The organism is Peribacillus sp. NPDC096447, from assembly GCF_044762725.1.
GTDB lineage: Bacteria > Bacillota > Bacilli > Bacillales > DSM-1321 > Peribacillus.
Genome location: NZ_JBIWEV010000002.1, coordinates 19,619 through 31,838 on the forward strand (window position 1 = coordinate 19,619; position 12,220 = coordinate 31,838).

The following is a 12,220-nucleotide window of genomic DNA, read 5'->3' on the forward strand; positions in this document are numbered from 1 at the left end:
TTTACTCGTGAATTTGCGTTTTACTCGTAAACCTTCTCACTCTTAAGGTATCAGTAGTACCTTACCACACTGACCTTTGATCATCAGTTCAAATCCCTTTTCAAATTCGCTTAGTGGAAAACGGTGGGTAATCATTGGTTTTACATCAACCTTGCCACTTTCAAGCAGGCTTGAAACCTGTTGCCAGGTTGAAAACATCTTCCTTCCTGTTATTCCTTGGACAGTAAGGCCCTTGAATACTATATCCTCCGTTATATTAAGGGTGACGGGCTTAGACGGCAAACTTAGAATGGATATTCTTCCACCATTCGTCGCCATCTTAAACCCTTGTTGGATAGCTGCCGGATTACCGCTCATTTCGCAAACGACATCCACCCCATCGGCACTTGTGAGGCTTTTCGTGATTTTCAATGGATCTTGTTTAATTGAATGAATGAGGTCTGTAGCACCCATCTTTTGGGCCAGCTGCAGTCGATAATCATTAATATCAAGAGCGATTACTTTATCAGCACCTGCGGCCTTTGCTACTGCAATCGCCATCAGCCCGATTGGTCCACAGCCGATTATTGCCACCGTTTTGCCCAGCACCTCGCCAGCTAGCACGGAATGGACTGCATTGCCCATCGGTTCTTGGATGGTAGCCATATCAAGTGGCATATCACTTGGATTTTTCCATAAATTTTTGGCCGGCAGAGCTATATACTCTGCAAAGCATCCTTGTTTATCGACACCGATAATGTTTGTTTTTTTACAAATATGGAATTGCCCGGTTAAGCACTGCCTGCATGTGCCGCAAACGATATGTGTTTCTGCAGATACGCAATCACCAACCGAAACATTGCTGACACTTGCTCCTATCCCCATTACTTCCCCAGCAAATTCGTGCCCAAATACGTATGGTGGATTCACTCTTCCCTGCGACCATTCATCCCAGGTGAAAATATGAATATCCGTTCCGCATATCGAGGTCATTTTCACTCGAATCAAGACCTCGTCATCACGAATATCCGGTATATCGACATCTTGTAATTGGGCCCCATAACCTCGGTGGTGTTTGACGACGGCTTTCATTTTACCTCTCAACATGTACACTCCCCCTGAAATAGGGCTGCTACTTTCATCTTCCTTAATATGTAAAGATATGAAAAGCTAAATAAAAAAATACCATAAACGCTTTTGTATCGGCTGGGGAATTCGTACATTTTTGTTAAATGGGTCATGTTTCTATAGCATCTTGTCCGCTCTCGAATAAGATATCTTGTAAAACAAAATTATGAAGGAGTGACTTATATGTCATGTGGATGCAATAATCACGATCATCACGATCGGGACAGAGATAACGATAGAATCGCAAACAATTTTTGTCGTGCTGTGAGGGGCTGTAATAGGCGTGACCGCGATCACCATCACGATTGCGATCACCACCACGATCGGGATCGGGATCGGGATCGGGACAACGATAGAATCGCAGACGATTTTTGTCGTGCTGTGAGAGGCTGTAATAGGCGCGACCGCGACCGCGACCGCGACCGTGATCGGGACCGTGATCGGGACCGCCATTGTCACAGAAGGAACCGTTGCAATATCTTCGGCGGTGGAAGCAATAACGGTTGGTGGTAAGCTAATTTAGAGAGTATAGTGATTCTCTCTACTCGAGCTTTCCAATTAGTCACAAAAAAGGTTCACCCCATCTTAAGGGGTGAACCTTTTAACTTTTTACATGAATTCAGCCACAAGCTTATCAAAGTGCGCTTGATCAAGAGTCAGATCTGATTTATTTAACGCATTTTCAGCATACCCTGGCACTAATTCCTGGTACGAAGGGCGTGAAGTATCTTGATAAATAATCCCTGTCACAAGGCTGTCATGCTGCATCAAAGTCTGCATGGCCTGTTCTTTATTTGATGAATCATAGCCTTCAATACTGTTTAATTTAGTCAAGTTTTGTTTAAACCAATCATACGTATTGATTTTATTGTATGTTACGCAAGGAGAGAAAACATTGATAAAGGAGAACCCTTTATGGTTTATCCCTGCTTCAATGATCGCCGTCAGGTCTTTCAAGTCTGTGGAAAAGCTTTGGGCGACAAACGTAGCGCCAGCTGATAATGCTAATTCCATAGGTGAAACAGCCTGTTCTATTGATCCTTCCGGAGTGGATTTCGTTTTAAACCCAGCAGCGGACCTAGGGGAAGTCTGGCCTTTTGTCAATCCATATATTTGGTTATCCATGACAATATACGTAATGTCGATATTACGGCGGATCGCATGGATGGTGTGTCCCATCCCGATTGCAAAACCATCTCCGTCACCGCCTGAAGCTATAACGGTCAATTCACGATTGGCCATCTTTACTCCTTGGGCAATTGGCAGTGAGCGGCCATGGATGCCGTGGAAACCATATGACTTGATGTAACCGGAAATACGCCCTGAACAGCCGATACCGGAAACAACAGCCAAATTCTCCGGCTCCAATCCCACATTCGCTGCCGCACGCTGCATGGCAGCCTGAACGGAAAAATCTCCGCAGCCAGGACACCAGTTAGGTTTTACATCATTCCGAAACTCTTTAAACGTTGCCATATTCGAACATCTCCTTGCATTGTGTGTGAATTTCATGCGGGAGGAATGGATTGCCATCATATTTTAGGATGCTTTTAATTTTATTAACATGTCCGACATTCATCTTGATGATATTAGCCAATTGTCCAGTCGCATTATTTTCAATAACTACTACTTTCTTAGCACTTTGCACCAATGATAGGACTTCATCAGCTGGGAAAGGATGAATCAAACGGATTTGTGCGTGATTCACTTTCATTCCATCCGTTTCTAACCGGCCGATCGCTTCATCAATCGTCCCGCGTGTTGAGTTAAAGCCAAGAATTAATAAGTCCGCTTCTTCATGCGGTGTGTTTTTGTATACTGGTGTTTGGAATGTGTTAGTTAAATTATTCAGCTTACGCATCCGTTTATCCATTTGCAATTTACGATTCAAAGCCGTCTCGGAAGGTCTGCCCGTTTCATCATGTTCAACACCAGTAACATGGTGAATTCCATTTTTCATACCAGGCACTACACGCGGTGAGACTCCGTCTTCCGTTACTTCATAACGCTTGAAGTAAGATTTGTCTTCAGCCTCTTCTATTTCAAAGTCCACCAATTTACCGCGTCTTATCTCCACTTTGCCGTAATCAAGCGGCTGAACCGTTTGTTTACCTAATGATAGCTGTAAGTCGGATAGAACGATAACTGGACATTGATATTCCTCTGCAAGGTTGAATGCTTCCGCCGTATCATAAAAAGCTTCCTCAACAGTACTCGGAGCCATGACGATTTTAGGTATTTCACCATGTGTACCATAAATCATGGCCATTAAATCGGATTGCTCCTGTTTTGTAGGAAGTCCCGTAGATGGACCGCCACGTTGAGTATCGACGATGACAATTGGCGTTTCGGTAATGCCCGCTAAACCAATCGCTTCCATTTTCAAGGAAAGTCCAGGTCCAGCTGAAGCTGTGATGGCACGTACACCGCCATAGTTTGCACCGATTGCCATTGTAGCCGCCGCGATTTCATCTTCGGTCTGGATGACCGTCCCGCCAAATTGAGGAAGTTTTTTAATTAAGTATTCCATAATTTCCGAGGCAGGAGTAATCGGGTAAGCTGCCATAAAGCGGCAACCGCCTGCAACTGCACCTAAAGCGATAGCATCGTTTCCAATCATGAACATTCGTTTTTGGCCGTCTGCCTTTTCCAGCTCCATAGCGCCCAGTTTTTCTCCAAGCAACACTTCCATTGCCTTATAGCCAGCAGTAATGGCATCCATATTCTTCTTAACGATTTCTTCACCCTTACGGCCGAATATTTCATCAACCACATCGTTGAATACGGAAATTTCCATTCCCAGAACAGCACATGTCGCACCGATGGCGACCATATTTTTCATTAATGATGTTCCTAATTCGGCTGCTATTTCCGTAAAGGGAACAATATATAATTCTGCCTTTGTATCTTCTGGGCAGACAGGTTTGAATTTTGCATCTGCAATTATGATGCCACCCTCATGTAATTCTTTATAATTGACGTCAATTGTTTCTTGGTCAAAAGCAACTAAGATGTCTAAATCATCAGAGATAGCACGAGTTTCCGTAGTACTTACACGAATTTTGTTATTCGTGTGTCCACCCTTGATTCGGGATGAGAAATGACGGTAGCCATACAAGTAATAACCTAAGCGATTGAGGGCAATACAGAATATTTCTCCTGTACTTTCAATACCTTCACCTTGTTGTCCGCCAACTTTCCATGAAAGTTGATTGATCATGTCTTACACTCCTTTAGGACGTTCGTATATAAATGCATTTAACCGCACCTCTCTTCAGAACATTCAACTATGTAAAATTATCGTTCTAATTTAGGAAAGGTGTACTAAACGCTTTCAATTCTATCGGTTAAATCATCAAATTGCAACCTTTTTGCTTTTATTTTTTATATTTTCAGAATATTTATTCATATCTATATAGTAAGAATTGAAAATCACTTAAGATATTTCCTTTCTAAGCGGAAAGTTACGAGTGAAATTATCAAAAAGGAGACCTTTTACAAACTCACTGGAATAAAGCCTGTTCAGTTCATTTATTAAGTTATGATAATCCTTATATGACATCAAATTCTCTACCATATGATCGATTCCATCGAAGTCAGACCCTAATCCAATTTGTCTTTCCCCGCCCAAACTGCATATATGCTCAATATGTTTCAGGATATCCTTTATCACAGCCGATTCACCATTTGCCAGAAATTGCGGGACAAAGGTTACACCGATCACCCCATTCTTCTGCAAAAGGGCTTTTATCTGCCCGTCTTTTAAATTTCGCGGATGCGGACATAGATGATAAGCATTCGAATGGGAGGCAATTGGGAATTCCGCCAAATTTAGGGTGTCCCAAAACCCCGCTTCGGATAAATGGGATAAATCGCACCAAATCGACTTCTCATTCAATTGCGCGACCACCTCGGTTCCAAACCCTGTCAAGCCGCCCCCTCTTGTTTCTAATGCCCCATCCGCTACCAAGTTGGCGTAATTCCAAGTTAGGCCTACGGAGGACACTCCAAGATGAATAAGGGTTTTCAATTTCAACAAATCATTCCCGATGCAATCGCACCCCTCCAAAGTTAGCATTGCACCTATTTCCTTTTCTTTTAAAGATTCGATGTCTGCCTTGGTCTTTATAAATTTCATTTCCGGCTCTGATAAAATCTTTTCATGAAAAATATCCACCATTGCCAAAGCCGCTTGAAATCTCATATCAGGGTGGACTTTTTCAGGAATATATATTGCAAAACATTGGACCTTTCCCCCTTCATCCAATAATCCCCGCTTTGTTATATGTAACTTATCACTATTTGCAAAAGAAATATCCGGATCGATGAACATCTTCATCAGTACATCACAATGGGCATCAAAAATCGCCAATATAATCCCCCTTCCTGTGCCTTTTTATGAATCTATATTCCATTATAAAGGGATATGGATTTTTCGTCATTTGGATTTCACGACAAAAAAGAGCCTGCTCGCCATCCGACAAACAGGGCATCCAAACATGGAATTATCTTGGTTCAATGATTAGTTTTATTGCCGTTCGCTCTTCACCATCAATAAGTATATCTGTAAAGGCAGGAATACAAATCAAGTCAACTCCACTAGGTGCGACAAACCCTCTTGCGATTGCTACTGCCTTGACGGCTTGATTTAACGCACCTGCACCGATTGCTTGAATTTCGGCTGCCCCTCTTTCCCTGAGCACTCCCGCTAGTGCGCCTGCTACAGAATTAGGATTAGATTTTGCTGAAACTTTTAATATTTCCATTCCTAGTCCTCCTTGTTTTCCCTGCCGATTCTAACTTGGCTCAATAGTTATAACACTTTCCACTGCTACTATATTCATCAAGTAAAACTTGTATGACAAAGAAAACCGGGATTGTCCACCATTTATTAATGAATGGAAAAACGGATGGCCAGTTTGACTGTCCATCCGTTCGAATCAATGATAAAAGGGGTGATCTTCGTTAATCAGTATCCTTTCTATTTTTTTAGCCTTGCCAGTTTTATCATCAATTTCAAGGAGTACCCCACTTAATAGGGTCCGCCCCTCTTTTGGCACTTCGAAACGAGCAGGAAGGCTAGTTAGGAACCGATGGATGACTGCATCTCTTCCCATACCAAGGATGCCATCATATGGTCCTGTCATGCCTACATCTGATATGTAAGCGGTGCCTCCAGGCAATATACGGTTATCGGCTGTCTGGACGTGTGTGTGTGTACCGACAACGGCTGTAACCTTCCCATCCAGGAACCACCCCATAGCCTGCTTTTCACTTGTAGCTTCTCCATGAAAATCGACAAAGATGATTGGTGTCTTTTTTTGAGCCTCCGCCACGAGTTCTTCAGCCTTTTTGAACGGACAATCCAAATCCGGCATGAATGTTCTCGCTTGCAAATTGATGACCGCTATTTCATACTGGTTCAATTTTAAAAATTTCATTCCTTCTCCAGGTGTCCCGTCTGGAAAGTTCGCAGGACGGACGAGATATTTCGCTTCATCAATAAAATTGAAGATATCACGGTTATCCCATGTATGATTTCCCATGGTCACCGCCTGCGCTCCCCACTCTAAAAAACTGCGGTAAATCTTTTCTGTAATTCCTCGGCCGCTTGCTGCATTCTCGCCATTGATGACCGTGATGTGCGGACGATACTTTTCTTTTAACTTAGGAAGGTATTCTTGGATCATGTCACGACCAGGAGACCCCACTACATCTCCAATAAATAGCAATTTCATTGTAAAACCCTTTCTGGATTCACCTAATTATATGAATTATTCAAGTATGTATTGTAACACAATTCGGGGTAATTATAGGAATTACGCTTAACGATTAATATCCGAAAAAGAAAAAACGAAGTGGTTTGCACCACTTCGTTTTTCATTAACGATTATTTAGCGTATTCGACTGCTCTTGTTTCACGGATGACCGTGACTTTTATATGACCAGGGTAATCGAGCTCTTCTTCAATCCTTTTCCGGATATCACGCGCGAGTCGATGGGCCGAAAGATCATCAATTTGTTCTGGTTTCACTAGAATCCGCACTTCTCGTCCGGCTTGAATCGCAAATGATTTTTCCACTCCATCATAGGATTCGGAAATTTCCTCAAGTTTTTCAAGTCTTCTAATGTAATTTTCAAGCGTTTCACTTCTAGCTCCCGGTCTTGCTGCTGATAATGCATCAGCGGCAGCCACAAGCACTGAAATGATGGAAGTTGGTTCAGTATCGCCATGATGTGAAGCGATGCTGTTAATGACAGTTGGATGCTCTTTATATTTGGTTGCTAATTCAACGCCAATTTCAACGTGACTGCCTTCCACTTCATGATCAATCGCTTTCCCAATATCATGCAGTAAACCTGCACGGCGGGCAAGAACTTCATCCTCACCAAGCTCAGCGGCCAGTAAACCTGAAAGCTGGGCCACTTCAATTGAATGTTTAAGTACGTTTTGCCCATAACTGGTACGGAACTTCAAACGTCCTAGTATTTTGATGAGATCTGGATGGAGACCGTGAACTCCAACTTCAAAAGTCGTTTGTTCACCAATTTCACGAATATGTTCATCTACCTCACGTCTTGCTTTGTCAACCATTTCTTCAATGCGGGCCGGATGGATCCGTCCGTCCTGAACAAGTTTCTCAAGAGCCAAGCGTGCCGTTTCCCGTCTAATTGGATCAAATCCAGATAAAATGACAGCTTCAGGAGTATCATCGATAATAAGGTCAATACCTGTTAGCGTTTCTAACGTCCGGATATTTCGTCCTTCACGTCCGATTATCCGTCCTTTCATTTCATCGTTTGGAAGATTTACTACAGAAACGGTGGTTTCTGCAACATGATCAGCCGCACAACGCTGAATGGCAAGAGAAAGAACTTCTTTTGCTTTTTTATCAGCTTCTTCTTTGGCACGGGTATCACTTTCTTTAATCATAAGCGCTACATCGTGAGCAAGCTCGTTTTCCATTCGGTCTATAATGATTGCTTTAGCTTCTTCACGAGTTAAACCGGAAACACGTTCAAGCTCTGTTTGCTGCTTACGAACCGTCTCGTCCACTTTGCTTTCCATCTCTTCAATATGCTGTTGTCTTTGGTTTAGAGAATCTTCTTTTTTCTCCAAAAGGCTTTCACGTTTGTCTAACGTTTCATCCTTGCGGTCCAGATTCTCTTCTCTTTGCAATAACCGATTTTCTTGTTTTTGTAATTCGTTCCTTCTTTCACGGGCTTCCCGATCCGAATCGGCACGAACTTTATGAATTTCATCTTTTGCTTCCAACAAGGCTTCTTTCTTAAGTGCTTCCGCTTCACGTTTTGCATCCTCAAGGATGTGTTCAGCAGAGCCCTTTGCCCCTGCTATTTTACTCTCAAATTTTGATTTGTGAATAAAATAACCAACAACTGCACCGACGATTAGGCCAAGCAAAGTGAAGATGATTGTCATGGGTTCCATCGTTTCACCTCCCCTTGCTATGAACTTTTTACATAAAATGTTGAACTGTCGGCAAGTACATTGCACATAAATTCAATATACAGCACTTAATTTTCAAAATTTTAGTTTGAAAAATTGTAAAATATACATATTAATTGTATAGTTGAGAATTTTTATTGTCAAGCGTTTGTCCCTTATGTATCAATGATTATTCAAGTTTTCTTAATATCGACCTTCATAATGTACAGCATTCGTTATGGAAGAAGTCTGTAAATCTTATTTCAATGCCATTTATTCCACTGAAAATTTCAAACTTTTCTCAAAATATATAGAAAAGACCTAAGCGAACAAGCTTAGGCCTTTTCCAAATACCATTAATCAAGCAATTCAAAATGCTCTTCTGGTTCATTTTCTTCTGGCGGTAATTCATGCTCTCCATCGAGATTATAGTGATCTCTGATTTTCTGAGAAATTTCCTGAGCGATATCCTGATTTTCTTTCAAGAACAGCTTCGCATTTTCGCGGCCTTGTCCGACACGTTCTTCATTGTATGAATACCACGAACCGCTTTTAAGGACGATATCAAGATCTGCACCCATATCGATGATTTCACCTTCCTGGGAAATCCCTTGACCATACATGATGTCAACTTCTGCTTGACGGAATGGTGGAGCAACCTTGTTTTTTACAACTTTGATTTTCGTTTTATTACCGACGATTTCATTACCTTGTTTTAATTGTTCCGCACGGCGCACTTCCAGACGAACAGTTGAATAGAACTTCAATGCCCGGCCTCCCGGAGTCGTTTCTGGATTCCCAAACATAACACCGATTTTTTCACGGACTTGGTTTATGAAAATGGCAATGGTATTTGATTTATTAATGGCACCAGACAGTTTTCTAAGCGCCTGGGACATCATCCGCGCTTGAAGACCCATATGGGAATCTCCCATTTCGCCTTCGATTTCAGCTTTAGGAACAAGTGCTGCAACCGAATCAATGACAATGATATCTACAGCTCCACTTCGAACTAATGCTTCAGCGATCTCCAAGGCCTGTTCACCCGTATCAGGCTGCGAAAGCAGTAAATCATCTATATTCACACCAAGTTTTTCTGAATATGCTGGATCTAAAGCATGCTCTGCATCAATGAATGCAGCCGTGCCGCCAGTCTTTTGTACTTCTGCAATAGCATGTAATGCAACAGTCGTTTTACCGGAGCTTTCAGGTCCATATATCTCAATGACCCGGCCTCTTGGATATCCGCCCACTCCCAATGCTACGTCCAATGCTAAAGAACCGCTTGAAATCGTTGAAATCCTACGATCAGACTGTTCCCCAAGTTTCATAATAGAACCTTTACCAAATTGTTTTTCAATTTGTTTTAACGCCATATCTAAAGCCGCTTGACGATCACTCACTCAATTTCCTCCTCTATATTCAAATAATCGGCTGTCCGATTAAAGGTGTACTTACTTAGCAATTATTCGAGATCAAGGTTTGCATCCTGTCTCAAAACCTATCTTTACTATATACTCTTTTTATAATTTTGCCAAGCAAAAAGTCGAACATTCATTCGTTTTTTTCTTTGGGGGTATTCTCTGTAAAAAAGCGTTTTATCTTAAGGAAATCTCCATTTCCTTTCACTTGCTCCCTAAAAAAAACATTTTCATTGAATTAACTTTTTTCTTTTTTTCCCTATTTTTCAAGAAACAAACTTCTAAAACCAAATAAAAAGCAGAGCTGTAAAAAGCTCTGCTTATAGCGTTTATAAATCCCTTAATAGGTAATGACAGCCGTACTTCACACTCCGAATCCGGTTTTGCGCCCTGCTTCCGGAAAGATTCAACTCCTTGAAATGAGTGTTTCCATCCCGATAGGAAATGCCAATGAATACTGTCCCTACAGGCTTGCCTTCTTGTTCATCCGGACCTGCAACACCCGTAAAGCTTATGCCTACATCCGCATCGAGCTTGCTCCGAACATTAGAGGCCATTTCCATTGCACACTCACCGCTGACCACCCCATGCTCAGATATGGTATCATCGCTGACGCCAAGAACGTTCGACTTCGCATCATTCGTATAGCAGACAATTCCGCCTTTGAAGACTTTACCGGCGCCAGGAATGGTTGTCAGCTGTTCTTGGAACATCCCTCCGGTCAAGCTTTCAGCTGCCGCAATTGAAAGCTTGCGGACTGTTAATTCTTTTACAAGTTCCTTTATTAGCGAAGTATTATCACTTCCATAATGGAACTTACCGACCCTGCTAAGAATTTCTTTTTCCGCTTCTAAAATAAGCTCTTCGCATTTTTCTTTAGAAGAGTCTTTAGCGGTAATCCTTAACGTCACTTCCCCTTCGGCTGCCAGCGGAGCAATTGTCGGATTCGTTTGATTGACAAGAAGATCTTCAATCACCGTTTCCAGTTCGGCTTCACCTATACCGTAGAACCGAAGAACCTTGGAATCGATCCGTTCATGCTTTTCCAGTTTATTCATGATCTTTTCATAACCGTAACTTAAAAACATCGGCTCCATTTCACTTGGCGGACCAGGGAGAAGCATATATGTAATCCCGGATTTGGACAAGACCATTCCCGGTGCCATGCCATGATCGTTTGCCAACACTTCACTGCCTTCTAAGACAAGGGCCTGCTTTTTGTTGTTTTCCGTCATCGGCCGTTCCCGTTTTTGGAAGTAAGCTTCAATGGATTGCAAAGCTTCATCATTAAAAACGAGCTTTTTCCCTATATGGCGAGCAATCGTTTCTTTCGTTAAATCATCTTTGGTAGGACCGAGTCCACCGGTAAAGACAATCAAGTTCGCCCTCGATTCAGCGATTTCTATAGCTTGTTGTAAACGGCGGTCGTTATCCCCGACCACAGTATGGTAAAAAACGTTGATCCCCATTTCCGCAAACTGCTGCGATAAGAACCTTCCATTAGTGTTATTGATTTGTCCTAAAAGAAGCTCTGAGCCCACTGCAATGATTTCTGCATCCATCTTTTCAAAACCACCATTCGTTTTTACTTTGAATTAACAAATACTTCTTTGTTTTTTATAAAATAATCCAAACCAGACCAGATTGTAAAGATTAATGCAATCCACAATGCGATATTGGCAAATGGAAGTGAAATGAGGGCAAATGGAAGGTTATGCAGCAATAAAGCCGAAATAGAAACAATTTGTGCCCATGTTTTAATTTTGCCAAGCTGGTTCGCTGCAACCACTTCCCCTGTACCCGCTAGCACCAAACGCAATCCGGTGACTGCAAACTCGCGACTTATGATCACGATGGCGATCCATGATTGACCGTACATTAAATCTAGATCAACCAAAACGATTAAGGCAGCCGAAACCAGAAGCTTATCAGCCAGTGGATCTAAAAATTTCCCTAAATCAGTAATCATATTATATTTTCTGGCAAAATGGCCATCGATCCAATCCGTAGTGGAAGCGATAATAAAGAGGATGGCTCCAGCTAGGTGCGCCACTGGCAAACTGTATTCTCCCCAAGTCAGCGTCCCCCATGAAAAAGGAACGAGCATGATGATTAAAAATACTGGTATTAAACAGATTCTTGCTACTGTAATCTTATTAGGCAGATTCAAAACTTTTACCTCCAAAATTTACGCCTGCCATTCGGGCCTGCGTCTTATATCTAAAATACGCTTTTATGTATAATT

Annotated in this window: 11 protein-coding genes; all 11 read right to left on the reverse strand. The window is 42.0% G+C overall.

Annotated elements, in window-relative coordinates:
- Window positions 1–42: 42 nt before the first annotated feature.
- Window positions 43–1,083, reverse strand: a complete 1,041-nt coding sequence (tdh, locus tag ACIQZD_RS06930) for an L-threonine 3-dehydrogenase (protein WP_402901994.1) — start codon at window positions 1,081–1,083, stop codon at window positions 43–45.
- Window positions 1,084–1,293: 210 nt separating this feature from the next.
- Window positions 1,294–1,566 carry a hypothetical protein gene (locus ACIQZD_RS06935; RefSeq protein ID WP_402900095.1) on the reverse strand — a complete coding sequence of 91 codons (273 nt, stop codon included), beginning with the start codon at window positions 1,564–1,566 and terminating at the stop codon, window positions 1,294–1,296.
- Between the two features lie 150 nt (window positions 1,567–1,716).
- Complete coding sequence (locus tag ACIQZD_RS06940; protein WP_402900098.1) at window positions 1,717–2,583, reverse strand: 2-oxoacid:ferredoxin oxidoreductase subunit beta; 867 nt, start codon at window positions 2,581–2,583, stop codon at window positions 1,717–1,719.
- Complete coding sequence (locus ACIQZD_RS06945) at window positions 2,570–4,327, reverse strand: 2-oxoacid:acceptor oxidoreductase subunit alpha (RefSeq protein WP_101224707.1); 1,758 nt, start codon at window positions 4,325–4,327, stop codon at window positions 2,570–2,572. Before ACIQZD_RS06945 ends, ACIQZD_RS06940 begins: the two co-directional genes overlap by 14 nt.
- Window positions 4,328–4,543: 216 nt before the next feature.
- Window positions 4,544–5,479: a dipeptidase gene (locus tag ACIQZD_RS06950; RefSeq protein WP_402900103.1), complete on the reverse strand. Its 936-nt coding sequence runs from the start codon at window positions 5,477–5,479 to the stop codon at window positions 4,544–4,546.
- Between the two features lie 133 nt (window positions 5,480–5,612).
- Window positions 5,613–5,873 (reverse strand): stage V sporulation protein SpoVS, encoded by a 261-nt coding sequence (spoVS, locus tag ACIQZD_RS06955; protein WP_029281188.1) that lies wholly within the window; start codon window positions 5,871–5,873, stop codon window positions 5,613–5,615.
- Window positions 5,874–6,047: 174 nt separating this feature from the next.
- Complete coding sequence (locus tag ACIQZD_RS06960; RefSeq protein WP_402900106.1) at window positions 6,048–6,845, reverse strand: TIGR00282 family metallophosphoesterase; 798 nt, start codon at window positions 6,843–6,845, stop codon at window positions 6,048–6,050.
- Window positions 6,846–6,997: 152 nt separating this feature from the next.
- On the reverse strand, window positions 6,998–8,557 hold the full coding sequence (gene rny / locus ACIQZD_RS06965) for a ribonuclease Y (protein WP_063231807.1): 1,560 nt from the start codon (window positions 8,555–8,557) through the stop codon (window positions 6,998–7,000).
- 353 nt (window positions 8,558–8,910) lie between these two features.
- Window positions 8,911–9,957: a recombinase RecA gene (recA, locus tag ACIQZD_RS06970; RefSeq protein WP_101224704.1), complete on the reverse strand. Its 1,047-nt coding sequence runs from the start codon at window positions 9,955–9,957 to the stop codon at window positions 8,911–8,913.
- A gap of 347 nt (window positions 9,958–10,304) precedes the next feature.
- Window positions 10,305–11,537: a competence/damage-inducible protein A gene (locus tag ACIQZD_RS06975; protein WP_307262640.1), complete on the reverse strand. Its 1,233-nt coding sequence runs from the start codon at window positions 11,535–11,537 to the stop codon at window positions 10,305–10,307.
- A 23-nt stretch (window positions 11,538–11,560) separates the two neighbouring features.
- Window positions 11,561–12,145 carry a CDP-diacylglycerol--glycerol-3-phosphate 3-phosphatidyltransferase gene (gene pgsA, locus ACIQZD_RS06980; RefSeq protein ID WP_034313524.1) on the reverse strand — a complete coding sequence of 195 codons (585 nt, stop codon included), beginning with the start codon at window positions 12,143–12,145 and terminating at the stop codon, window positions 11,561–11,563.
- Window positions 12,146–12,220 lie beyond the last annotated feature (75 nt).

What these genes read in the sequence shown, in the direction of transcription:
- ACIQZD_RS06940 (WP_402900098.1), bottom strand. Translation starts at nt 2,583, where the DNA reads ATGGCAACGTTTAAAGAGTTTCGGAATGATGTAAAACCTAACTGGTGT.
- ACIQZD_RS06945 (WP_101224707.1), bottom strand. Translation starts at nt 4,327, where the DNA reads ATGATCAATCAACTTTCATGGAAAGTTGGCGGACAACAAGGTGAAGGT.
- spoVS (WP_029281188.1), bottom strand. Translation starts at nt 5,873, where the DNA reads ATGGAAATATTAAAAGTTTCAGCAAAATCTAATCCTAATTCTGTAGCA.
- ACIQZD_RS06960 (WP_402900106.1), bottom strand. Translation starts at nt 6,845, where the DNA reads ATGAAATTGCTATTTATTGGAGATGTAGTGGGGTCTCCTGGTCGTGAC.
- rny (WP_063231807.1), bottom strand. Translation starts at nt 8,557, where the DNA reads ATGGAACCCATGACAATCATCTTCACTTTGCTTGGCCTAATCGTCGGT.
- ACIQZD_RS06975 (WP_307262640.1), bottom strand. Translation starts at nt 11,537, where the DNA reads ATGGATGCAGAAATCATTGCAGTGGGCTCAGAGCTTCTTTTAGGACAA.